This is a genomic window from Pseudoalteromonas sp. NCCP-2140 (genome assembly GCF_023708065.1).
Classification (GTDB): Bacteria; Pseudomonadota; Gammaproteobacteria; order Enterobacterales; family Alteromonadaceae; genus Pseudoalteromonas.
Window position 1 is genome coordinate 15533 of sequence record NZ_BRCZ01000015.1, and the last position, 24982, is coordinate 40514.

The 24982-nt window shown below is 42.8% G+C and carries 22 protein-coding genes and 1 pseudogene; 12 read left to right on the plus strand and 11 right to left on the minus strand.

Features of this window, described 5'->3' with window-relative positions:
* Positions 1 to 17: 17 nt before the first annotated feature.
* From NFU46_RS18870 to NFU46_RS18880, 3 genes are read left to right on the plus strand one after another with little or no spacing between them, the layout of a single operon-like run.
* Entirely contained in the window at positions 18 to 1184 is a 1167-nt protein-coding gene (locus tag NFU46_RS18870; RefSeq protein ID WP_251604009.1) for an efflux RND transporter periplasmic adaptor subunit, read from the plus strand.
* Positions 1184 to 1891 (plus strand): ABC transporter ATP-binding protein, encoded by a 708-nt coding sequence (locus NFU46_RS18875; RefSeq protein ID WP_054562823.1) that lies wholly within the window; start codon positions 1184 to 1186, stop codon positions 1889 to 1891. The genes NFU46_RS18870 and NFU46_RS18875 overlap by 1 nt, the downstream gene beginning before the upstream one ends.
* On the plus strand, positions 1884 to 3122 hold the full coding sequence (locus NFU46_RS18880; protein WP_058586180.1) for an ABC transporter permease: 1239 nt from the start codon (positions 1884 to 1886) through the stop codon (positions 3120 to 3122). Before NFU46_RS18875 ends, NFU46_RS18880 begins: the two co-directional genes overlap by 8 nt.
* On the opposite strand, the gene NFU46_RS18885 is transcribed toward NFU46_RS18880, so the two are convergent.
* Together NFU46_RS18885 and NFU46_RS18890 are read right to left on the minus strand one after the other, a co-directional pair.
* Positions 3123 to 3446 carry a Bor/Iss family lipoprotein gene (locus NFU46_RS18885; RefSeq protein ID WP_054562825.1) on the minus strand — a complete coding sequence of 108 codons (324 nt, stop codon included), beginning with the start codon at positions 3444 to 3446 and terminating at the stop codon, positions 3123 to 3125.
* Positions 3443 to 3757 (minus strand): Bor family protein, encoded by a 315-nt coding sequence (locus NFU46_RS18890; RefSeq protein WP_251604012.1) that lies wholly within the window; start codon positions 3755 to 3757, stop codon positions 3443 to 3445. The genes NFU46_RS18885 and NFU46_RS18890 overlap by 4 nt, the downstream gene beginning before the upstream one ends.
* Before the next feature lie 175 nt (positions 3758 to 3932).
* Here NFU46_RS18890 and NFU46_RS18895 point away from each other — a divergent pair, with 175 nt between their 5' ends.
* From NFU46_RS18895 to NFU46_RS18910, 4 genes are all read left to right on the plus strand, one after another.
* Positions 3933 to 4787: an endonuclease/exonuclease/phosphatase family protein gene (locus NFU46_RS18895; protein ID WP_251604015.1), complete on the plus strand. Its 855-nt coding sequence runs from the start codon at positions 3933 to 3935 to the stop codon at positions 4785 to 4787.
* 8 nt (positions 4788 to 4795) lie between these two features.
* Positions 4796 to 5158 (plus strand): DUF5329 domain-containing protein, encoded by a 363-nt coding sequence (locus tag NFU46_RS18900; protein WP_251604018.1) that lies wholly within the window; start codon positions 4796 to 4798, stop codon positions 5156 to 5158.
* Positions 5159 to 5187: 29 nt separating this feature from the next.
* Positions 5188 to 5865 carry a nitroreductase family protein gene (locus NFU46_RS18905; RefSeq protein WP_055198623.1) on the plus strand — a complete coding sequence of 226 codons (678 nt, stop codon included), beginning with the start codon at positions 5188 to 5190 and terminating at the stop codon, positions 5863 to 5865.
* 95 nt (positions 5866 to 5960) lie between these two features.
* Positions 5961 to 7028: a hypothetical protein gene (locus tag NFU46_RS18910; protein WP_251604021.1), complete on the plus strand. Its 1068-nt coding sequence runs from the start codon at positions 5961 to 5963 to the stop codon at positions 7026 to 7028.
* A 16-nt stretch (positions 7029 to 7044) separates the two neighbouring features.
* Here the strand turns inward: NFU46_RS18910 and NFU46_RS18915 are convergent, their stop codons facing one another.
* From NFU46_RS18915 to NFU46_RS18925, 3 genes are read right to left on the minus strand one after another with little or no spacing between them, the layout of a single operon-like run.
* Entirely contained in the window at positions 7045 to 8097 is a 1053-nt protein-coding gene (locus NFU46_RS18915) for an efflux RND transporter periplasmic adaptor subunit (RefSeq protein ID WP_251604024.1), read from the minus strand.
* Positions 8087 to 11374, minus strand: coding sequence for an efflux RND transporter permease subunit (locus tag NFU46_RS18920; RefSeq protein WP_175082982.1), 3288 nt, complete (start codon positions 11372 to 11374; stop codon positions 8087 to 8089). Before NFU46_RS18920 ends, NFU46_RS18915 begins: the two co-directional genes overlap by 11 nt.
* A 7-nt stretch (positions 11375 to 11381) precedes the next feature.
* On the minus strand, positions 11382 to 11684 hold the full coding sequence (locus tag NFU46_RS18925; RefSeq protein WP_062564815.1) for a metalloregulator ArsR/SmtB family transcription factor: 303 nt from the start codon (positions 11682 to 11684) through the stop codon (positions 11382 to 11384).
* Positions 11685 to 11817: 133 nt separating this feature from the next.
* On the opposite strand from NFU46_RS18925, the gene NFU46_RS18930 reads away from it, so the two are divergent.
* The 5 genes and pseudogenes from NFU46_RS18930 to NFU46_RS18945 all read left to right on the plus strand — a co-directional run bounded on the left by NFU46_RS18930 (position 11818) and on the right by NFU46_RS18945 (position 15712).
* Positions 11818 to 12006, plus strand: coding sequence for a DUF2892 domain-containing protein (locus NFU46_RS18930; RefSeq protein WP_054562832.1), 189 nt, complete (start codon positions 11818 to 11820; stop codon positions 12004 to 12006).
* 1 nt (position 12007) lies between these two features.
* Positions 12008 to 12352 (plus strand): rhodanese-like domain-containing protein, encoded by a 345-nt coding sequence (locus tag NFU46_RS18935; RefSeq protein WP_054562833.1) that lies wholly within the window; start codon positions 12008 to 12010, stop codon positions 12350 to 12352.
* Between the two features lie 182 nt (positions 12353 to 12534).
* Positions 12535 to 13698, plus strand: a complete 1164-nt coding sequence (locus tag NFU46_RS18940; RefSeq protein ID WP_251604027.1) for a hypothetical protein — start codon at positions 12535 to 12537, stop codon at positions 13696 to 13698.
* Between the two features lie 83 nt (positions 13699 to 13781).
* Positions 13782 to 13859 (plus strand): annotated as a pseudogene (locus NFU46_RS20505) (rhodanese-like domain-containing protein); the annotation flags it as partial.
* Positions 13860 to 13921: 62 nt separating this feature from the next.
* Positions 13922 to 15712 carry an alkaline phosphatase gene (locus tag NFU46_RS18945; protein ID WP_251604030.1) on the plus strand — a complete coding sequence of 597 codons (1791 nt, stop codon included), beginning with the start codon at positions 13922 to 13924 and terminating at the stop codon, positions 15710 to 15712.
* Here NFU46_RS18945 and NFU46_RS18950 read toward each other — a convergent pair.
* The 6 genes from NFU46_RS18950 to NFU46_RS18975 form a co-directional block, all read right to left on the minus strand.
* Positions 15709 to 16251: a PH domain-containing protein gene (locus tag NFU46_RS18950; protein ID WP_054562834.1), complete on the minus strand. Its 543-nt coding sequence runs from the start codon at positions 16249 to 16251 to the stop codon at positions 15709 to 15711. The genes NFU46_RS18945 and NFU46_RS18950 overlap by 4 nt on opposite strands.
* Positions 16252 to 16349: 98 nt before the next feature.
* A complete protein-coding gene (locus NFU46_RS18955) occupies positions 16350 to 20666 on the minus strand; it encodes an alpha-1,6-glucosidase domain-containing protein (protein WP_251604033.1) in 4317 nt (1438 codons plus the stop codon).
* A 22-nt stretch (positions 20667 to 20688) separates the two neighbouring features.
* The gene (locus NFU46_RS18960) at positions 20689 to 23583 is read right to left on the minus strand and encodes a TonB-dependent receptor (protein ID WP_251604036.1); all 2895 of its coding nucleotides are present in this window, start codon (positions 23581 to 23583) and stop codon (positions 20689 to 20691) included.
* 187 nt (positions 23584 to 23770) lie between these two features.
* Positions 23771 to 24388 carry a LysE family translocator gene (locus tag NFU46_RS18965; RefSeq protein WP_175082986.1) on the minus strand — a complete coding sequence of 206 codons (618 nt, stop codon included), beginning with the start codon at positions 24386 to 24388 and terminating at the stop codon, positions 23771 to 23773.
* Entirely contained in the window at positions 24388 to 24567 is a 180-nt protein-coding gene (locus tag NFU46_RS18970) for a DUF4177 domain-containing protein (RefSeq protein ID WP_054554414.1), read from the minus strand. Before NFU46_RS18970 ends, NFU46_RS18965 begins: the two co-directional genes overlap by 1 nt.
* A 1-nt stretch (position 24568) precedes the next feature.
* Complete coding sequence (locus tag NFU46_RS18975) at positions 24569 to 24973, minus strand: DUF3224 domain-containing protein (RefSeq protein WP_251604039.1); 405 nt, start codon at positions 24971 to 24973, stop codon at positions 24569 to 24571.
* Between the last annotated feature and the right edge of the window lie 9 nt (positions 24974 to 24982).

The following is a 24982-nucleotide window of genomic DNA, read 5'->3' on the forward strand; positions in this document are numbered from 1 at the left end:
ACTACCAAGGAAGTAACATGAAAAAAGCCATTATTATTGGCCTCGCTGTTACGGCATTTGTCGCTTTACTGATTTCAAAACAAGTCACAGGCAATAAAGATGCACCAGAAATGCATATTGCAGAAGTTGAACAAGGCAATATTGCCGATTCAATTTTAGCCTCTGGCAACCTAGTCTTTAACACCCAAGTGCAACTGCGCTCAGAAGTGACAGGCCGTGTAGCGAAAGTGTTTGTAGAGGAAGGTGAAAGTGTCACTGAGGGCGATATTTTAATGCGCCTAGATACGACCGCGTTTGAATCTGAAGTTGCACGCAACAAGGCCGTGCTTCGCGCGACCGAAATCGATATTAAGCATAGCGAAACCCGATTGAAAAATATCGAGCGTCAACTAAGCCGCCAGAAAGAGCTTTATGAAGTTGGCCTTGCTGGCCAAGAGGTATATGAAAACCTACAAAATGCCCGCGATTTAGCAAAAATAGATATTGAAGCAAAACGTGAAGCTTACAACCAAGCCCAAGCATCGTTATTGATTGCTGAAGACCGTTTAAATAAAAGCGTGTTTCGCGCTCCAATGAGTGGCCTACTTGCTTCGGTCAATATTAAAGAAGGTGAAACTGTTATTGCCGGAACAACTAACATTATTGGCTCAGACCTGATGTTAGTAGCAGACCCCAGCGCAATATTAGCCGAGCTTCGAGTGGATGAGACCGATATTGCCGGTATCAAATTAGACCAACATGCAGATATCTATGCCGCCGCTTACCCAAATCAACCTTTCACTGGCAAAGTAATAAACATTGGCACATCAGCAAAAAATCAAGCCGGTTCTCAGGGCTTATCATTTAAAGTCAAAGTACTGCTTGATGCCACTGACCGCCAGCTTTATGCCGGAATGAGCTGCCGCGCAGAAATCGCCACAAGCATTGCCGAAAATGGCTTAAAACTGCCTATTGAAGCTATTCAAAAAGAGGATGATAGCTACTTTGTCTGGAAGCTTAATGCAGATAATACAGTAACTAAAACAGCGGTAACGGTAGGTATTTCTTCAGATATAGAGCAAGCACTAACCAGCGGTGTTGTTAAAGGAGATCGTATTGTTATAGGCCCAGCTAGACCACTTAGCTCACTAAAAGAGGGTGATACGGTAGCCGTTAAAAACAGCCCTGAAAAAGGTGCTAACTAATGTCTGCGGTGATCAAACTCAGTAATATCAATAAACAATACAAAATGGGCGAACAAGTTTTCAAAGCCCTTGATGATATTAATATTGAAATTGCGCAAAATGAGTATGTTGCCATCATTGGCCCTTCAGGCTCAGGTAAATCAACCCTGATGAACTTGCTTGGCTGTTTAGATACTCCCACCAGTGGTGATTACTATTTAAAAGATAAGTTAGTAAAGCGCATGACCGAAACGGAGCTTGCTCATCAGCGTAATGAAAGTGTTGGCTTTATTTTTCAAAGCTTTAACTTGTTACCACGAGCATCCGCCCTTGAAAATGTTATGCAGCCTTTAGTGTATCGATTTATTTCTGCCAAAGAGCGAAAGCAACAAGCGCTCGAATCATTACAACGGGTTGGTCTTGGCGATAAGGTAAATCACCTTTCGAGCCAGCTTTCTGGTGGCCAACGTCAACGTGTCGCTATAGCTCGCGCACTGGTTACTAAGCCCCACATTCTACTTGGTGATGAGCCTACCGGTAACTTAGATAGTAAAACCACCACTGAAATCATGGCGCTGTTTGATGAGCTTCATAACGAAGGGCACACCATTATTTTGGTTACTCATGAACAAGATATTGCTGATCACTGCCAACGTGTTATTCGCTTAGTTGATGGCAAGGTTGTTAGTGATACCCGTAAAGGCGAAGGAACAAGACAACATGTTTAAATCTGCTATCGCTGTAATGGAAGGTACAAAAGCCGCACTGATGGCAATTAAAGCCAATGCGATGCGCAGTGCCCTTACCTGCTTAGGCATTATTATTGGTGTTGCAGCGGTTGTGACCGTGGTGGCAGTGATGCAAGGGTTTACCAAGCAAATTAATGATCAGCTTGCTGATATGTCTCCCGATGTCACCAATATAAAACCTTACACTAGCGTAGAAAAAGAAATGGTAGGTCAACAAGCAAAGTTAACCTACAGCGACTTTTTAACTCTAAAAGCCCGAGTGAAAGAAGCCGAAACCTTTACTGCGCTAATGTTTACTTGGCGCTTTTCTGGTGCAGCAGAGTATGGCAATAAAAGTCATGCTTCACGGGTAATGGGCACCGAGCAAGACTACCAAAAAGCTTATCGCACCTACCCAGAACTCGGGCGGTTTATTCGCGCAGAAGATGATGAAAAGCGCCGTCGAGTGGCGTTTATTGGTCCTTCAATTATCGAAAAGCTTAACCTGCCTGAAAACCCTGTAGGTGAATATATCAAACTCGGTGGTGAGTGGTTTCGCATTATTGGTGTTGCTGAAAAACAAGGTAGTTTATTAGGTTTTGACCAAGACGATTACATTAATATTCCGATAAGTACCATGAGTGCGCTAGAAGGCGGCAGTGTTGATACCAATGTACAAATGATGTTTCGTTTGAAAGACGATGCTAACGAAGCGCAAGTACTGGCTAAAATTCGCCGTATCTTACGTCAATTACATAAACTGAAAGACGGTGAAGATGACGACTTTGAATTTGAAACCGCCGAAAAAGCCCGTGCTAATATCGATAAATTTACCGGAAGTGCTACCGCAATTACCGCGGGGATAGTGGGTATCAGCCTGGTAGTTGGTGGTATCGGAGTGATGAATATCATGCTGGTTTCGGTAACAGAACGTACGCGTGTGATCGGCACCTTGAAAGCATTAGGGGCAACACCTGGCTTTATTATGCTGCAATTTTTAGTTGAAGCGGTGGTGCTATCACTTTTTGGAGGCTTAATTGGTTTAGCGATTGGTTATGGTGCTGCGGCACTGATTTCGTTATCAGTGCCGAGCATGCCAGATGCCTACATACCGGGTTGGGCGATTATGCTGTCATTTGGCTTTACTTCATTGATTGGTATTGTGTTTGGCTTAGCGCCCGCTATTAAAGCGGCACGCTTAAACCCAATTGATGCGCTGCGTTATGAATAACTAGTCTGGCTTATAAGGTACTTGAGCGCAGCTTATTTCAACTGTTTTCGGGTACCAAATAGGCCCAACTTGGTTTACTGCAACTTCAGCTAAGCCATTGGTGAACGACTTATAAGTGTGAACGGTTTGCCATTCGGAATCAGGACACTCCTCAGATAAGTCGACAGGCTTTGAACCTTCGTAAAGCGCTGCGGCAAAGTTATGATGCCATTGCTCTGTTGCAGGCGCTTTATTGGCTTGTGCAGCACTGCCATTATCAAAGTAGATATTTGTGCAACCACTTAAGGTTGCTACTAACACAGTTGTTACTAGTAGGCTTTTCATAATTGTTGCTCCTGTGCTTGTTGCTCACACCATACTTTTACTGTGTGAGGAGCATAAATTCCGAGTGTAACGAGTCCTAATGCGCCATCAGCGAATGTTTGTTGCGATTGCATTTGGGCAACTTTTTTATCTTGGCAAATAGCCTTTACATCAACGCGCTCTTCACCAACAAGGCCCCACAAAAAGAATGGGCGGCTATCTTGGTAATCAGCTTTAGTGGCTAATTTATTGGTTGTTTTTTCTGGCACTATGGTGACTGATGAACACGCTGTCACCGATAAGGAAAGCAGCATACAGGCCATTTGTTTCATGAGTAGTTCCTTTGTCTGAGTTGTTAAGCTCAGTAAGTATAAGAATATGAGTACTCATTTTGGGTAAGAAAGCGTATAGAAATTGTAGGAAATACTACAGTTTCTAACATTTAGCCTTTGAACTAAACTGGGGCTATCGACGACTAACTCTTGAGAAAAGTAACTAAAGGTCATTATGACGGCATATCTGCGTATATTTTTATTACTTGTGTGTTTGAGTGTGCTGTCTTGGTATAGCTTTTCAAGCGATCCTAGCTCTGATGAGCAACAAGGTATAACCAAAACCGCTGTGAACCTTGCTAATTGCCAACAGCAATTAGCGCAAAGCCGCATGCAAACTTATGCTGAACATTATATTTTGCCCTATCAGTTCAAGTTATTGAGTTGGAATATCTACAAAGCACAAATAGATGGCTTACTCACAGATTTGCAAAAGCTAAATGCCGATGCTGATATTGTGTTACTACAAGAAGCTATCGAAGAACCTTCGCTTACAAAGCTAAAACCCTATTGGCGCTTTGCTAAAGGGTATAAGAGTGGCAGCGTGCAATCTGGGGTTATGACACTCAGCCGCTGGCCAGCTACTGTGCATTGTACACTCACTCATAAAGAGCCTTGGCTACGTAGCCCAAAAGCCACCAATATTGTGGAGTATGCGCTGCCAGATCAGCAGTTATTACTGAGTATTAACCTGCATGCCATTAACTTTACTTTTGGCGTTAGTGACTTTAAACAACAGCTAGACGATGCCGCCGCTATTATGCAAACGCATAAGGGCCCTATTGTATTTGCCGGTGATCTCAATACTTGGAGTGATGAGCGCCAAGCGTTATTACAGCAAACATTGACTCAGCTAGGTTTGCACGAAGCTATCTATTTAGATGATAAACGTACCAAAGCATTTGGATTAGCACTTGACCAAGTGTGGGTGCGAGGTGTCAAAATAGAAACAACCGTTGTGCCTGAGCTTGCAAGCTCAGATCATAACCCAATAATTGCAACCTTGACGATAGAGCATCAAACGCTATGAGATTATGTATGAGAAGATATTGGTTTATCGCGTTAATATTATTGAGCATTAGCCAATTCAGTGATGCAGCCACCCCAGAACAAGAGATAAATCACCTCATTGATTTTGTTGCTAAAAGCGATGCGGTATTTATTCGCAACGGCACCGAGCACTCAAGCCAAGATGCTGCCGAACACCTTGCAATGAAGTATCGAAAAGCAACCCGCTATGCCAAAACTGCCGAAAAGTTTATCGAGAATCTGGCGAGTAAAAGCTCATGGAGCGGTAAGCCCTATAAAGTAAGACTCAGCAATGGGTCGTTACTCGATGCAAAAGATTGGTTAAGCAATGAATTAAAAGAGTACCGCCGAAACCAACATATTCATAATTAAAATCATCAACACACAAGAAGCGAAAAGCCATGCAAGAACACAAAAATCAGCCACTCAATGACTTTATTGAGTATCCTCATGACGAGATGCTAAAACGCGCCGAAGAGTTTTTAGCCGTGAGTCAGCGTCGCCACAGTATTCGCAGCTTTAGCGACCGCCCAGTGCCAAAAGAAATAATCGAAACCTGTATTAGAGCGGCTGGCACTGCACCGAGCGGTGCCAATCATCAACCTTGGCACTTTGTAGCAATACACAGCAGCGATGTGAAAAAACAAATTCGAGAAGCCGCTGAAAAACTAGAGCGCTCATTTTATGAAGGTCGCGCAGGTGAAGAATGGTTAGATGCCTTAAAACCACTTGGCACCGATGCCAGTAAGCCCTACCTTGAACATGCACCTTGGCTAATTGCCGTGTTTAGTCAAAAGAAAGGCGGTATTTCTGCCGATGACAAAAATACCAATTACTATGTTCATGAATCTGTTGGCCTAGCAACCGGCTTTTTAATTCAAGCACTACACAGAGCTGGCCTTGCAACCCTTACGCATACACCAAAACCAATGAGTTTTTTAACCGAAATTTGTGGCCGTGATAAAGATAATGAGCGCCCTTATATGCTACTTATTGCAGGCTACCCAGGCACAGATGCAACCATCCCTGAGCATGCCTTAGTGAAAAAGTCGCTAGACGAAATAGCGACCTTTATTTGATTGACATGTAACTAAAAAAACTTAATGTTTAAATATTGATAACCAAATGTTAGCAACATATACAGCAAAGTATTAAATCAAAGCAAGGAGCTACGATGAAACGAATCTATTTTTATGCTTTATTTTTTACACTGGCAAGCACTTCTGTATGTGCTGCTGTAGAAAAAGATATTACTCTACATTTGTGTGAAAGCTGTAGTTATAGCGAAGCAAAGTACTATGCAAATCAAGAATCACCACATATGCGTTGTGAGTCATCTAATCCCAATCAAGAAATGACTTTTGGAAATGAAGCTTGTTATGCCGACGAAAAAAAAGTAATAATTGCTGATACAAAAAGCGATAACCATTTTGTTTTTTTAATTGGTTATCACAACCAAGGCTTACCAGCTTTTAATCTGGAAAATTATATTCATAACGCCTCACCAACAAGTAATGACTTATCAGTTATAAACAAGGTCAAAATCACAGATAAAAATTTTTCCACTTTTATAGAAGAAGCTAAAGCGCAAATTAAACAACAACCTGTACGAAGCTCATCCGGCAACATGAATAGCTTTATGTCAATCAACGAAGCTAATTCTGAAACATGCCCTTCATACATAAAAAGCGCAGTTAATGCAGCATATGGAGGAAGAACAGCTTCAGATTTACAAACAAAGCTAAATGAAAAAGCTCACAACGATTTTAATAATCCTGAATCTTTTTTCTTAACCGATGAAATGGATTCACTTGGCTTTTCACTATTCGCTGCAGGATTTTCTTATCAAGGTAGTTGGAAAAAAGTATCGCGTACATTCAATTCTACAGTTGATTTATCTAACAACTCTGATGTACCAGCAAGCACAGATTATAAAGTGGTATTTAATATAAAATGGATAAAAGAATTTAGAGGGTTAGATGTCGAATTAAATCCATTGTTTACTAAATTCGAAGGGTATACGCTCTCTCAACTAAGTAAACAGGGTGTGAAAAGCATTTCTACTTGCCTTGAAGAGGCACTAGATCAACACCTATCTCACTCACCTAAAACACCTATAGATGGCGGCGGTAGTACACCAATTTTTGGTGGGGGCTCTGGCGGCTGGGAGAATCAGTATTGTGAAAAACATTATTATGACACCCAAGGCGAAAAGATAGCTTCCGTTAAAGCCCCATGCTAAATCAAAACTTGGAAAATTAATAATCAACAGCCAGCACATCACCTGGGTTTAAACCTGAAACGATGTGCTGCTTGCCATCGAGCATTTCGCCGAGGCGCACATAGCGGCGCACTATCTGATTATTTTCAAGTAAATAGACCATACTCAATTGGCCATATTGGTGCACCCAACTTGACTCAATCAACACTCCTTTTTCAGTAGCGAGCGGTAATTGTAATTGCGCATAAAGCCCAGGCATTAACCCAGTTTGCGCATCTGTTTCTAAACGGATTTCCATACTACGCGCAGCACTATCAGCAACAGGCACAATTTCTGTCACTGTGGCAGGCATTGACGTAGATAAAGCAGGTAGTTTAACCGTTAGAGTTTGACCAACATTCAGCTTAATTGCTTGTTGTTCTCTGACATTAAATGCTAATTGCAATTGTTGTGGGTTATACAGTGCGAGTAATGGCGTGCCAGGAGTTGCGGTATCGCCAGGCTCTGCAAAACGCTCAACCACGACACCTGAAATCGGCGCTTTAATTTGCGTAAAACTCAGTGCAACTTGCGCTTGTGTTTGCTGCTGCTTAGCAATCGCTAGGTTCGCTGTTAAGTTATCGAACCTTGCTTTTGCATCGTCGTATTCGCTAACAGATACCAAGCCTTGCTTGTATAAATCGTTAATACGCTTTAGTTGTTTCTCGGCTTGAGTCAGCGAGGCATTAATAGCATTTATTTGTGCTTCGCTTTGAGCAAGCCCAGCTTTAAAGTCATCTTGCTGCAAGGTAATTAGCACTTCACCTTGTTTTACAGTATCGCCAGCGCGTACATTTAAACGCTCAACTTGTGCCATTACACGAGAAGAGATTTGCGTATTTTGTTTTGCAATCACGGTGCCCGGTACAACTTCATCACGAGCAATATTTGCCAGTGTCACTGTCACTAACTGACCAGTGTAATCATTTGCTGATGGGTTTTTCATGCCTGCAGCTTGCTTATCAGAAAAACTGCCCGCCATGTAAAGTACCGCCACAATAATCACTGATAACGCGACAATTGAACCAATAAGTTTTGATTTACCCTGCATGAGCTTGTTCCTCTTTGGCTGCATCCTTTGCAAACACTAAATAATAAACCAGCGGCACAACAAATAATGAGAACAATGTTGATGCCACAATACCAAAAATAATTGCGATCGCTAGACCGCTAAATACCGGATCTAGGGTGATCACCAAGTTACCTAATAAGGTGGTTCCCGCTGTGAGTAACACAGGGCGCATACGCACCGTACCTGCGGCGATTAAAGCTTGCTTAATTGCCATACCTTGGTCACGAGCTTGATTAATAAACTCAACTAAAATAAGTGAGTTACGAACCACAATACCGGCAAGTGCAATCATGCCGATCATGGCTGTTGCGGTGAATAGCACCGGCTCTGGAGCACCAGCAATAGTGCGCTCTCCAAATTGATTTAATAGCCAAAAGCCCGGCATGATCCCTATTACGGTTAATGGAATAGCCGACATGATGATCAGTGACAAACTCGCAGAGTTTGTTTGAATGCGTAAGATGATGAAAATTGCAGTGAGCGCAAACGCAAACGCAATACCCATATCTCTGAATACATCAATGGTAATTCGCCATTCACCTTCACCACTAAAGGTCACGTCAGTGCCAGCAGGTAATTGCCAAGCTTGGCCACCACCATTATTGAAAAAGTGCCTACTTTGCCAATCTGTTTGGCTAAATTCGTCAGCGCTGATGCCTAAGTCGGCATTAACGTCAGCAATAATTTCAGCGGGTGTACGGCCATTTAGCTCAGCCATAACATATACAACATTACGCTGATCTTTACGCATAATTGGCTTGGCAACCTCTTGATGCTGAAATTCACCTAACTCAGATAGCGCCACCAGCGGACGCGGTGCACTTTGCAGCCCAAATTCGTCACTAGTTTTTGCAAGCTCCCTATCGCCACGCACTTGTAATGCCAGCAATTGAGCAAATTGGTTACGGTCTTGATATGGTAGTTGCAGTTTAATATCGACAGGATCTGTTTCGCCGCTAACATATAACACCCCAACATTTTGCCCATGCGAGGCAATGGCTAAGGTCTGGGCAATATCTTGCGTAGACACCGCCGACAATGATGCTTTACTTTTATCAGTAACAAAACGTTGTAACGGCGCATTGGCAGCAATACTAGTATCAACCTCAACCACATGCGGCTCTTGTTTTAACCTTGCTGCAACGGCAAGGGCTGCTTGATAGTGAGTGCCTGTATCAACAAATGGCTCACTGTAAACTTCGGCCACTAAGGTACTTAAAACCGGCGGACCTGGTGGCACTTCAACCACTTTAATTACAATGCCATCGGTTGCCAGTGGCGCTAATGCCGCTCGCAAGCGCATGACCACGCCATGAGATTGATGATCACGCTCAGTTTTATCGAGCAGTAATACTCTGAGCTCAGCTAAATTAGCAGCTTCACGTCGATAATAGCCACGCACCATGCCATTAAAGTCCATGCTTGATGGTTGACCAACGTAGGCTGCCGCCTCGCTTACTTCATTTAATTGCCAAGTGATGGTTTGTACTTGTCGAGTGAAAGCGGCGGTTTGCTCAAGGCTTGTGCCTTCTGGCATATCAATTAAAACTTGCAACTCGTTTTTATTATCAAACGGTAATAGCTTTAGAGGTACTGCACGCATTACGGGTAGCATGGCACTGGCGACAAACAAAGCTAATGTGGTCCATAGAACGAGTTTGGCGCGGCCTTTAGACTCAAGTAATGGTGACAATATGCGCTCATATAAGCTATGGGGATTAGCTTCTAGTTGCATGCTGTCATCGACTGGCGCTTTAAGTAATTTCATGGCTAACCATGGCGTAACAAAAAATGCCACTATGGTTGAAACCATCACACTGACCGGCACATTGAATGCCATCGGTGCCATATACGGCCCCATCATGCCGGTGATAAACGCAAGTGGGATAAATGCCACCATAATGGTCAATGTAGACATAAACAGCGCCACACGAATTTCGCTCATGGCATCAACTATGCGTTGTTTTTTATCGCCTTTTTTTGTTAAAAAGCGACTTATGTTGTCTATCCCAGTAATGGGATCATCAACCAATAGACCTAAAGAAAGTATTAATGCAAACAGCGTGACTCGGTTAATCGTATAGCCAAAGGCAAAATCAAGTGTCAGGGTGATGCCGTAGCAAATAGGTACCGCTAGCCCCACAACAATCGCTGGTCGCCAACCTAAAAATACGCCAACAAAAATAACCACGGTAAATACCGCAAACACTAAGCTCGATGTAAGGTTATTTACTTTTTCATTCGCGGTTTGGCCATAGTCACGCAGTACGGTGTAGCCCAGTTCATCTGGTAGTAGATTAGCCGATAAGCTATCCATCATGCTGTGCACTTCATTGGCTACAGCTACCGCATTGGTACCTGCTTGTTTAGCGACACTAATTGTGACTAAAGGAAGTTGTTGCTGATTATCTGATTTAGCCAACCATTGATAACTTTGTGCTTCGCTTGGCCCATCACTCACCTCGGCGACATCACTTAGGTAAACACTCTTACCATTAACCACATTGACAACAAGCCGTTCAATCGCAGATTGAGAGCGTAAAACATCACCCACTTGTAAGGCGATTTGCTGCTTACCCTCAACAACGCTGCCCACATTCACTAATTGGTTAGATACGCTAAGCGCATAATACACATCAGTAAGGGTTGTTTGATGTGCAGCAAGGGCACTTGCATCAAGGTTAATCGTTAATTGACGAGTTCTACCTGCAATCACTTTCACTTCGCTGGTATTTTCGATGCGCTGTAAACTGTTAGCGATTTCGTTAGCAAAGCGGGTTAGTTGATAGTCATCGTAAAGTTTTGGATCTTTACTAAATAAGCCCAGCATCACAATGGGTACATCGTTCACTTCAACCGGACGTATTTGCCATGAGCTGATCACTGACGCCATCGTGTGTTGATAGCTATAGAGTTTAGCGTAAGTGTCGAGAATGGCTTGCTCACGGTCGTGACCAACTTCAAAGCGAAGAGTGACAACAGCAGCATTACTTTGTGTAGTCGAGTAAATATGCTCAACGCCCGTCAATTGCGCTAATAACTTCTCCAATGGTTCAGTTACTAGCCTTGCTACTTCTGGCGCTTCGACGTTTGGCGCTGCCACATATATATCAAGCATAGGAACCACAATTTGCGGCTCTTCTTCACGAGGGGTTTGCTTTAATGCCATTAAACCAAGCAGCACCGACATAATAAAAATAATGACGGGGAGGCGGCCGCTCAAGCTGTTTTTTACTGCATTATCGATAGCATTCATTGCTTAACTACCTTTTGCAAAATAAACCATGAAGGGTTTCAAGGATTGCCATAACACTTTTATCGACCACGCGATAATAGATAGTTTGGCTTTCACGTCGAGTCGCAACTATCTGAACTTTTCTCAGCGCCGCTAAGTGTTGCGATAATGCTGACTGCGCCAATGGCACAGCTTCGTTTAATTCGCTCACGCTCATTTCACCATCTTGCAGCGAACATAAGATCATCAAACGATTTTTATTCGCCAATATCTTTAGCATTTGCTCTGCTTGTTCCACATTGTCGGCCATAGCCGCAAAATCGATGTTCATAATCACACTACTCTATATTCTTAAAATACCGCTAAAGTATAGATTGATATATTAGAAAAGTCTAATATTAGAATTTACTAATGTAGTATTATCTAATATATTAAATACATCACTCTGTTATCGAGGTCTTATTATGAAACTAAATGACGCGCTTCGCTTAATTGCTGGTGTAATGATCTGTATTTCATTGTTGCTACAACAGTTTCACAGTCCGCTGTGGATTTGGTTTACGGTATTTATTGCTCTAAACTTAATTCAATCGGCATTCACTAAGTGGTGCCCAATGATCACCATTTTACGCAAACTTGGCATGGAGGATTAGTATGCTGACCCCAATTCCTGACTTAATGAAAATTATTGCCCCAAACCAGCGCCGTATTAGCGCTGACCAAGCAAAACAAGAATTAAGCGAAAACCACGGTTTATTAATAGACGTACGAGAACCTGCTGAGCACGCAACTAAAGCAGCAACTGGTGCAATTAATATCCCACGTGGTGTACTTGAAATGAAATTAATGGAAATTGAAAAAGATCCTGCAAGACCCATTTACTTACACTGTGCAAGTAGTGCCCGCGCCACACTCAGTGCCGAAGCACTGACTCGTGTTGGCTACGAAAATGTCACTGTAATCACCTGTAATGCCGAACAAATTTGTCAGGTGTTTTAAAGGTAGTAATTAGCTTACAGCTTTTAATTTGTGGCTTGCACTTTAAAAAGCTAATGACATTCACTTTATTTACAATACGTTAAAGTTAGGGTTGAACTAAGAACTTGAGTTATGCTAGCTTATTATTTGTGCAAAAGTGTTGCACCAAAAATCCAAACATTCAATTAACAAAAGGAGTTGTTATGAAGGTTTTTATTTTCTTAACATCAATATTCTTTACTACATTAAGCTTTACACTTAACGCAGAAGAAAATGAAATTGTTCTTCACATGTGTGAAAACTGCTCATATAGTGAAGCAAAATACTATGCCAATCAAGAAATACCTGTAATGCGTTGCGAAGCCGCTAACCCCAATCAAATTATGACTATTGAAAACCAAGCCTGTTTCGCTGATGAAAAAAAAATAATCATTGCTGACACATCTAGCAATAATCACTTCGCTTTTTTGGTTGGATACTATAATCAAGGCTCACCCGCTTATTACCTCGAAACTTATACCTCAGATACCTCCCTTTCTTCAAACGATTTAATTGCGATAAATAAAATAAAGTTGGCAGAGAAAAGCTTCTCAAAGTTCATTCTTGAAGCACAGCAAGAAATTAAGCAACAACCTGTTTCAAGCCAGACCTACTTTAATGCACATTCCTACAACGATACCAAGTCGTACTCTAATACAGCTAGTAGTGAAGAAAATTGCCCAAGCTACGTAAAATCTGCAGTAGATGCAATTTGGGGGGCTGATACAGCCACAAATCTATCTACAAAACTGACAGCAAAAGCTTATGCCGATTTCGGGGACAACCCAGGTTCATTCTTTGAAACTGACCAGATGGATTCGTTAGGGTTTTCAATATTTGTAGCTGGCTTTTCTTATCAAGGCAGCTGGAAAAAAGTAGCCAAGAACTTTACAAGCAAGGTAGATTTAAGAGCACCTTCCTCTGCAAAGTACAATGTTTTGTTTAACATTCGTTGGAATAAGACTGATGAAGCTATTGACGTTAGTATAAACCAAACACGAACAATATTAGAGGGTAAGTCATTAAGCTCACTGAAAAACGCTGGCTCAGTAAATATAAGCCCTTGTTTAGAGTCTGCTCTTGATGGCCGCTTAGTGTCGAACTCTGTTCCTGCTGGTGGTTCTGGTGGTTCTGGTGGTTCTGGTGGTTCTGGTGGTTCTGGTGGTTCTGGTGGTTTTGGAGGGGGTGATTCATCAGGAGGTTCAAATGGTAGCACTCCTATTTTTGGTGGGGGCGGAAGTGGTGACGGCTGGGAGAATCAACTTTGTGATAAGCATTACTATGATGCCACGGGCAAAAAAATTGCTACAGCTAGGGTTTCATGCTGATTGGTAATTTCTCAAATTGAGCTTGTTTAGAAATACTCCTCTCAGGCTCACTTTAAGTAAATACTATCTAATTAGCGATTAACGAAGCTCTGACTCGTGTTGGCTACGAAAATGTCACTGTAATCACCTGTAATGCTGAACAAATTTGTCAGGTGTTTTAACTTCATAGAACAGTAACACTGGTCGGATAAGCTCGTACTTTTCTACTTATAGGTACAGAGCAATGACTTTTACGCGCAGACGCTTTTTAAAAGCATCGGCGGCTGGTTTTGGAGCCGCCGTTTTATCTTTTGGTTTAACGGGCTGTAGTCTTAATGACGATGATGACGAAACTACAAAGCAAATCCCTGTTAGCTTTGATCACGGTGTTGCCAGTGGCGACCCGCTCGCCGACAGTCTCATTATTTGGACTCGCATAACACCTCTTGAAAACGTCACGAGTGTTAACGTAGTTTGGCAAGCCTCAACAGATGCTAACTTTACAACCATTAGCCATGATGGCGAAACACAGGTAAGCGATGCAACTGACTTCACCTTAAAAGTTGATCTGCAAGGTCTCGATGCCAACACCACCTATTACTACCGCTTCATAAGTAATGGTAAAACCTCACCCACTGGAGCAGGTAAAACACTTCCAACCGACAACATAGAACAAGTAAAATTTGCCGTTGTCTCTTGCGCTAACTATCCTGCAGGCTACTTCCATGTGTATGGTGAAATCGCAAAACAAACCGATTTAGATGCAGTACTGCACTTAGGTGACTACATCTATGAATACGGTAATACAGGTTATGCCACTGAAGATGCCGCCGAACTTGGCCGTTTATTACCTGATGACAATAGCGATGAAATCATTTCTTTAGCGGATTATCGCAAACGTTACGCCCATTATCGTAAAGACGATAACTTGCAAGCTGCCCATAGTCATTGTGCATTTATTACTGTTTGGGACGACCATGAAATAACTAATGATACATGGCATAGTGGCGCTGAAAATCACAACGACGGCGAAGGTGAATTTAGCGAGCGCAAAATGCATGCGCTACAAGCCTACTTTGAATGGATGCCTATCCGTAATGTTGCCGATAAAGAACGTATTTATCGACGCTTTGAGTTTGGTAATTTAGTTTCATTACACATGCTCGATACCCGTGTTTTAGCGCGCGACGAGCAAGTTAATTATGCGGATTTCGACTTAACCAGCAGCCAAGGACAAACTGACTTTGTTGCAGCAATTAGCTCTCCTACTCGTGCTCTATTAGGTAACGAGCAACTTACATGGCTGACTGATGGTTTAACGACAGCAACAACACAATGGCAAGTACTTGGGCAACAAGTGCTGATGACCAAAATGCATTTGCCATTTGAGATTTTGCAGTTACTTATGAATATTCAAGTAACTCAAGCTAGCGGTGCTGACCCATCTGCATTACTTGCTCAAGCAAACACGCTATTTAGTGAGCTTGCGCAAATTAAAGGACGTATATTAGCTGGCGATCCAACGGTTACTAGTGAGCAGCGAGCACGCGTAGAAACAACAGCGCCTTATAATCTTGATGCATGGGATGGCTATGCTTATGAACGAGAAGTAATACTTGGGACTGCAATTGCAGCGCAAAAGAACTTGGTGGTTTTAGCGGGTGATACGCATAACAGCTGGGCAGGACAATTAGTCACTGATGCAAGCAACCCTGTTTCAGCTAAAGCTGCAGCTGGTGTTGAATTTGCCACATCGTCAGTTTCTTCTCCGGGCCTTGAAAACTACTTAGCGTTAAATACGCAATCGAGTGAGGCTGTCGCACAAATTGAGCAAGTTATTGCATTACTGATTAACGACTTAGCATACAACAACTTAGTTGAACGAGGCTACTTAACGGTCACCTTTACTCAACAGCAAGCGCTTGCCCAGTGGCATTATGTAAGTAGCGTTAAAACAGCCGATTACACACTGCTTAACGAGCGTCAAAAAGCGCTCAGCGTACAAGCTGGTAGCCCTACTTTACAAATGGCTTAACGTTTTTCATCTAATAGCGTAACTAACATTTGCTCAATGTTTTTTACGCTGTAGGTAAGTGAGCGCAGCAGTTCTAACTGAGTATCTTCAGGTTGATGTTCAACCTTAGCACTGCTGCTTTGAGTCATTTCATCTTTTTGTTTCAAGATTGCTTCGCGAAACTTCTCAGCATCAACCACTCCGAGCAATGATACCAATGCACCTTGTCCTGATTGACCTGCCGTTTCAAAGCTCAGTCTATAAAGACCAAATTGACGCATTAAAGGACCTTGGCTTAGTGCTACATCGGTTATTTTTTCAAGTGGGATCGATTTTTCTTCTTTAAAGAAGACACCACGTTTTACCACTAACTTACGCGTTAACAATGTGGCTGACATCGCCGCTAAAATACGCCCTGCCACCAGCCAGATTATTAACGCAACTATCGGAATGAAAGGGATCCCTACCATACTAATCACACAGGTAAAAATACCCAGTAATAACCAATATTGTTTTACTTTTGGATCAAAGCTAGCACTCGTTAAACTGGTTTCTGTCATCATAAGCTCCTTGATAGAGAGTTATGACAGTATACAAACTTTTCATTAAATACAAAAAAAGCCGAGCAAAGCCCGGCTTAAGGGTACTGCAGGGAAAGCTATTCCACTGCTTCAACCGTCACTGTTAGTTTACTCAGATCAGGTCCTTGCACTATAAAACGATAATCGCCAGCAGCTGCAATACTCAGAGCGATATTGGCGCCAACGGCTTCTAGTAAAGCCGCTTCGCCAAGCACAGCAACAGGGGCATCACCACTGCCACCGTAATCCACCGTATTCCAGTCTTCAGAAGCGACTTTGAACTCATAGTCACCAGCTTCTAATGTCATGGTGGTACTGTACATCGCATCACCAGCATAAATCAGTGGATTATCTGTGCTCCAATCATTTACGCTACCACGTAAGTACACTTGAGTTTCGCCAAACATTTCTGCATTGAATACAGTCATAAGTGGTTCTTCAAGGTTACTGGCATCAAACACAAACTGATATTGACCATCGCTTGCAATATCCATTGTCATATTTGCGCCTTTTACTGCGAGTAGTTTTTCAGTACCCACTGTAACCGCTGCAATACTTTCACCTGAGCCATAATCCACTGTATTCCAATCTTCAGAGGCCACTTTTAACTCATAGCTACCCGCAGTTAACTGTTTAGTGAAGGTATAAACACCTTTACCTTGATACATCAACTCATCACTGGTACCCCAATCGTTTAAGCTACCGCGTACATAAATTGGCGTACCAACAAATGGCTCTTCATTATAGATCTTAAGTACTGGGTTTTCGGTGTCTGTGGCATCGAATGAGAACACATAAACAGCATCCATTGCCGCCGTAAAGATCATATTGGCACCACTGCGTGTCAGCGGCTCATCTTCACCTTCGATCACTTCAGCAACATCGGCAGAAAGCGCACCAAAATCAACGGTAGACCAATCTTCAGAAGCCACTTTAAATTCATAGCTACCTGCTGTTAGAGGAATCGCAATTTTGTACTCGCCATTACCTACATATTCAAAGCTATTTGTCGTACCCCAGTCATTTAACGAGCCACGAACATAAACTGTTGTGCTACCAAATGGCACAATATCTGGCGCACCCACAGTCGCATCGGCACTTAAGCCTTCACCTTGTGCATCACCTTGTGGTTTCACAAACACAGCAACAGTATATGGCGGAACATTAAAGGTACCTTCGCCTTCACCAGCCATAAAGCTTGCTGCGGACATACTTGAGTCAACACTCGCTTTTAAAACAGGGTGAAGCTCAAAACCCGCAGCCGTTGATACCGTATGCGATAAGCTTTGCTCAGTGCCGTTCATCACCACCACAATGGCATCGTATTGGCTATCTAGATCAGTCAAACCAACACCATCATCGATACTCATCACGACTAAGCCTTGCTGTTGACGCTTACCAATATTGTGGAAGCCAACGCGGTCTAAGATGTCTTGCTCTGTGGTTAAACTAAATAATGGGCTGGCACTACGAATTGCTAAGAACTCAGTAAATACATTACTTGCGTATTCAATGTCGCTAGCCATCGCTTGCGCATTCGTATTTGCCGAAATAGGTGCAATTTCGCCCCACTTCGCTTGGTTATCTTGCGCAGGAGGTAGGCCTACATTCCAGTTATTGGTTTCTTTACTGAAATCAACAAAGTTGAACCAATCACCAGAATCATAGCTGTTACGATCCATTGATTTAGAACGCAGCAGATCAGCACCCATTTGCATAAATGGAATACCTTGGCTCATCAGCGGCATAGCTAAAGCCATATTGTGAACACGCACACGCTCTTCAATACTTAAGTTAGTGCCATGTTTATATTGCAGCTGATCCCACAATGTTTCGTTATCATGCTTAGAGACATAGTTAATGCTGTCAGCCGGATCGAGTGCATAAGCCGCAGGCTGACCACTCCAACTAAAGCTACTGCCTTTTGCTGAATTACCTTTAAAGTCTTTAAGAATGTAGTTTTGTAAGTTACCTGCCAGTGATAAACGCAACGTATCTTGCTCAGATAAATTGCCATCTGTGACATTATTACTAAAGAACGCACCACCACGAATTGCTTCACGGATACGGTCATTAAAGGTACCTACTTCAGTACCTGCCATATCCATTTGTTTAGCTTGCACAAATAAACGGTTATCAGCGACTTCACCAAAGTTCCACCCTTCACCGTAAAAGTAGGTATCAGGGTCAACCGCTTGTACTGCACTAAGCGCGGTCATAATTGACGCTTTTGGCATATGCCCCATCACATCAAAGCGGAAGCTATCGTAACCAAAGTCACGAGCTAGGATCACCATAGAATCAGCAACAAACTTATCCATCATGACATGCTCAGTCGCGGTATTTTCACAACAGGTTGAGCGCTCAATATCGCCGGATGTTTCGTTATATCTGTGGTAATAACCTGGTACCAGTTTATCGAAGACTGATTTATCCCAAACACCTGATGAGGTCGTGTGGTTGTAAACAACATCAAGCACGACACGTAAACCAATTTCTTGTAAAGACTGGATCATCGCACGCGTTTCTTTGACTCGTGCAATACCTTCAGGCGATGAAGCGTAAGAGCCTTCAGGCGCAATAAAATGATGCGGATCATAACCCCAGTTAAAGCTATCAACACCACGCATTGCATTAGCAAGTGCTTGAGCATCATCAGAGCCTGGTAGATATGACGCCATTAAATCAACTATCAATGCACTCTTATCTTCGGTTTTACATGCATCGGCATCATCGTCAATGCGGCTACATAAATCACCTAAGGTTGCAGTAATATCAACACGCTGACTGGCATCTTCATCAATGGTGCCAATATCAGTCAGTGGCAGTAAATGGAAATGTGTTAAGCCATTATCTGCTAACTTTTTAAGATGTTGCATTGGTGCGCTATCAAGCTCAGTAAACGCTAAATACTTACCACGGTTTGCTTCACTGACTGTTTCATCACGTACACTAAAATCACGCACATGGCCTTCATAAATTACCGCCTGCTCAGGGTAATCAATCGTTGGCACCATACGCTCATCCCAGCCAGTCGGTTTAGTATCTTCATCATCAAGGTTAATTAGTTGGCTGTATAGACCATTGGTTGAAACGTTTAATGAATAAGGATCTGTGCTCCATAAGCTTTCAATTTGCTTAGTCGTTGGATGATAAACATCAAACATAAAGCGGTAGTAATGGCGATCGTGACTGATATCGACATTGCTAGACCAAATACCCGTTGCGCTATCAAAGGTCATAGCAAGTTGTTCAAGCTCTGTTTTATTAGCATCATACAGCGCTAATTTCATATTGCTTGCCGTTGGAGCCCATACCGACACATCAATGCCATTATTGGCGTAATGCACACCTAGTTGTGCTTCATTAGCATCACTTTCGCCACTGGTGTATAAGTCATCGAGGGCTTTAGCGGCTTGCACATAAGTGGCTTCTGTTAGCTTGCCATCAGCATCATAGCCTGCCACAACCAGTTGTTGTTTAATAAGCTCTTTTGCAGCGGCTGCATCCCAGTTACCTTGGTATGCATTCCATCCAGCAAGGTGCGGCACTTTAGCGATTTGTTCATCGCTCAAAGATGTCGATGTAAGCTCAACCACTTGACCATTTAACTCACCAGTATCTTCATCGACAGCTAAATCTGCACTGTTTGATGAGTGTAATTTAATGATGCTTGTCAGCTCATTACTTGGCTGGTAAATCACAGTAGATAAATCAATCCAATGCGCTGAAGCACCAGAAATACTCACCGGGCGCTCACCTAAGCTAACAATTGGATACTCAAATACTGATGGTTCACCATGAATAGTAAAGTTCATTCGTTGGAACTTTTCATCGTCCTGCATCAATGGCATTTTTAAATCAACATCACCAAACGCTTTGCCAGACCCTTCGGTACCAATATGCACGATGAAGTTAGCACACTCGTTGTAACCTTCTTTTAATTTTACAATCCAGTACGCGCCATAGTTAGGGTCAATACCATCGTATTCATGCCCATTGGCCCAATCAGTGGCATCAAACGGCGCTGCGTACGCGTCGCAGTCATCGTTATTCCATGAGTGTAATCGATAACCTTCGTAGGCATCATCACTGGTGCGGTTATAGAATAAGATGGCTTCGTCATCTGCAGGGAAAACCACAGGATCAGGCAAAGTGGGATCAGCGCCTACCACGCAGCTTTCATTATTCTCATCGGGTACCGTTGGTGCCGGACAACTAATCGGTGGTGGATCAACACACTCAGTCCCCGCTTCATTGGGAACTTGCGGGACACTACAGGTCAATAAAACTTGCCCAGAATCTATTTCGTTACTAGCGCCACCACCACATGCAGTTAGCAATACCATGCTACATGCAATCAGTAAGCGGCTAAAATTAGCTATTATTTTCATATTATTATCTCCAGCTTACTGATCAATGGTTATAGGTAAAACCTAGATAAAACTGACGACCAAAAAATTGCGTGGTGCCTGTTTTACTGGTTGTTCCAAAGTAGCTTTGTGTTGGTTCATCGGTTAAGTTATTCACTTGTAATAACATGCCGAATGAATCTGTGAACTGATACGACGTTTGGAAATCGACAACCGTTTCTGCATCAAAATTCACCACTTGCTCATTGACAGCAACTTGCTCTGAAACGAAATCATCGCGATAACGCACATTCAAACGTGTTTCAAAGTTTTCATAGCTGTAAAAAAGTGTGCCGTTAAAGACATTGTTTGAAAGGCCAGGCAAGTCTTGCGACACAGAATCACCACCTAAATCGGTAATAGATTGCACCTCACTCTCGGTATATGAGTAACTGGCGTTAATGCCTAAACCTTCAAACGGCGAGGGTAAGAAAGAGAAAACTTGCGTATAGGCAAGCTCAATACCACGAATATAACCGCCTTTGGCATTGTTAACCGCAGTTGTGTACACCCCATTCGTGGTTTCGATTTGCTCACCGCTGACAGGGTCAACAATGTATTCTGGTACGTTAAAACCATTACCTTTAAAGTCAAAGTTCTCTATGGCTACCGTATCTATGAATGAGTCGATATTCTTATAAAACGCAGCAACAACCAGCGCACCATCGGTGTCTTCAAAGTATTGCTCGTACGAGATATCGTATTGATCAGCATAGAAAGGTTTTAAGAATGGGTTATTAGTACTTGAACCGTTAATTTCGCCGTCATTGTTAACCGATGCACTGGCATCACCCGCTAAACGGTTAATCGGAGCGCGCGCCATCACTTTTGCCGCAGCAAAACGAATTTGTGTCGCGTCACTGACTTTAAAGTTTAGGTTTAATGAAGGCAGGTAGTCAGTGTATTTAATGCCTAAAACGCTTGGTGCATAAAGGTCATTAACAATGCCATTGTCATCGACAATATACTGCGCTCCGAGCTGCGGATCGCCACCGACGTTTTCGAGTACCGTCGCTGACTGATCGGTATCTACTCGGCGAATACCAATATTACCTGTAACGGGTAGAGTGCCAATTTCAGTATCAATGTTAAGCATAAGATAGGCTGACACTACTTCTTCATACACTGAGCCACTTTGTAACATGGTCCATGAGTAGTTAGTGGTATAGCCTTGCGCATCTGGCTCACCATCACCATCTAAATCCACAACACCATCGGCGTTACCCCAGGTCTGTACTGGCTGCGGAGTCCCATCAGGAAACCATGCGTTGAGTGCTTTATCTAAATCTATCGCTAGGTATGATGGGAAATAACTAAACTCACCTTGCCAATCAACCACTGTACTCATGTCATCGGTAAGACGAAGCGGTGGTTGAGTCGAAGAAAATGCACCATCGTTACCGTATTCAAATACAGAGCGATTATTGCTGTACTCACGGTCTGAATAACGCGCGCCAAATTCAATTGAGCTAAACCAGTTATTCTCTAACTCATACTTAAAATCGAGTCGAAATGCTTTTACTTCATCTTCATTTTCATAAGGGTAAATACCGTATTTACTGACCATAACGCGGTCAATATCGCTAAATGCGTCGGCTTGGTTAAAACCTACATCAGGCAAGTTTAAGCCGTTCAATTGATAGTTAAGCGATACATTGGTATCGAACACTGGGTTCTCAACGGTGGCATCTTCTGCTACCAATGCCCAAAGTAAACCATTACGAAAATTACTCTTAGCACGTGATAGCGATAAGTCAGCATTAACATTCAAACGCTCAGTAACTTGCCAATCCGCATTAATGCCGTAGCTGTCTACTTCATCAAAGTCTTGGTTATCATCATTAACGATTTCAACACGGGTAAAGCTATTTGATGTGCGGTTAATTGCACCACCAATCACCGCATTACCGTCAAGCACTGGATTAGCATACACCGCAGACGGCCCACCAAACTTAACCCGAAAACCACGGGCAAATGACTCACTATCAAAACGCGATAAAAACGCATCACCTTTTAGTTTAAAGTTATCGGTTGGCACCCATTCAATTGAGGTTAAATAACCATTACGGGTTTCTTCACCACCTAAGTGCTGAAGCTCAAACCCTTCACTGATGTATTCATTAGCAGGATTATCAGCAGGGCCATCGGTATCATTTGCTAGCCCATCAACATCTTTATTACCGTTATATGCTAAACCAATAAACTGAGTCGCCACACTTGGTTGGAATAAGCGCGCGTAACCCACTGCGACACCTAGCGTATCGTCAAGAAACTTGCCTTGGTAAGAAAAGCTAATACGATCGCCATATTCCGTGGCATCAAATACCTCTGAAGCACGGTCGTTATACATACCACGCACATTCGCAGTAAATTTGTGTTGCTGGTCATTATCCAATGGGCTGGCTGTTTGTAGCTCTACCGTACCTGCTACGCCCCCTTCAATAAGTGATGCTTTTGGCGACTTGTAGACCGCCGCGGAACTGATTAACTCAGACGGGTATTGGTCAAACTCAATACTGCGACTACCACTAGTAGATACTTGCTCTCGACCATTTAATGTCGAAAAAACAAATCCACCAGATAAACCGCGAATGTTGATTTCGGCAGCTTGGCCACCGGTACGTACCGCCGAGATCCCCGGTAGACGTGTTAATGCATCTGCCATAGACACATCAGGTAATGCCCCTAAGTCATCAGCTGATAGTTGCTCAGAGACAGTGTCGCTAAAGCGTTTTTGATTTAATGATTGAATTAAGCTGCGACTAAAGCCGCGCACTTCGATTACTTCTAGCTCAGGATCGATTTCCTTTGCTGATGTGCGTTCTTCTTCCGTCGCCGCTATTGCACTATTTGCTGCCACTAAAGCCAGCATAAGCGCACTTAGCTTGAATTTCCCCATTGGATTTCCACCCTGTTGTCGTTGGAGGTGTTGTATTTGTGGTTATTGTTGTTGTCAAAAAACAACCAATAAAGTGTAACCAAAAGGTAAATATTGTGTGATGAATACGTATGCAATAGGAGCTTGCTGGGGAGAGCAGCGATCACAACCCTTTTTTATTAGTGATGTAATCGCAATATAGAGGGATTTATAGAGTAATAACGACACGAACAGCTAAGGCAATAAAGATCACCCCTAGCAATTTTTCGAGCCATGGATTTGTCTTGGTGAAACCAAAACGCTTTTTTGATATTTCGGTTAACAGTGCAACAAGTAGATACCAGCCTGTATCAAGCACAAATACCGTTAAACACATGATTAAACCAACTTGCAAAGTCAGGTTTTCTGGGTCAATAAATTGCGAAAACAACGCTAAAAAGAACACCGCAAGTTTTGGGTTTAAAAAGGCAATAGCAAAGCCATCTTGCAGTGCGATGCGAGGGCTCGGCTTAGTCTGCTCAACATTCAGTGTTTGCGAGCTGGGTTTAGATAACAGAATACGAATACCCAAATATGCGAGATAGGCTGCACCACCATAGACCAGTACTTGATAAAGCATTGGTAACTGAGTCATCAGCGCACCTAAGCCTAGTAACGAGGCACATGCATAAAAGCCAACCCCAATACCGTGGCTCAACGCCGCTAACATGCCGTTCTTCATACCGCCATGTAAACTATGTTTTAAAACCACTGCTAAACTCGGCCCCGGCGACATTGCCCCCATCACGCAAATTAAAACTAAACTCAACCACTCAGTTAGTGTCATTATTCGTTATTCTCAATTAGTAATAAAACGGATGTTATCTGACCATAAACCCCAGTGGCAGTGGTGATTGTTTTCACTTGCCAGCCAGCTTGACCTAATTCAAACACTCGTTGATTTAATGCATCAATATCGATGCCGCCGAAAAAGCGCTTCTTTTTAAACTCAACTACTTTTTGCATGTTAGCCCATCAGTTGGTATTCAAAGTCATAATGATGAATTCCCGATTCAATTCGAATAGCCATTTTACCACAGAGACCCTCAAGCTCTCCTGCGCCAGAGTCAGGCACCACTTCTAAAATCAATCGGTCAGCCCCTTTATCCATAGTGCCAAAATGTTGTAGTACAAAACTGCCTTGCTTACCCTCTAAGCTACCAACAACTTGTTCTATCGCTACATAACCTGCACTGCCCTGAGTTGCAGTCATGGCACTGAGCATTTCGCCTTGGCTTGTTGCCTCTAATGGACCTGAAAACTGTTTATCAATCGACATGCGTCCTAAATTTACGCCATCTTTACCTGTGGCATAGCCACCAATTGGGTTTAATTTTACGGTGAATTGACCACTGATCGTTGTAGATTCCATACTAATCCC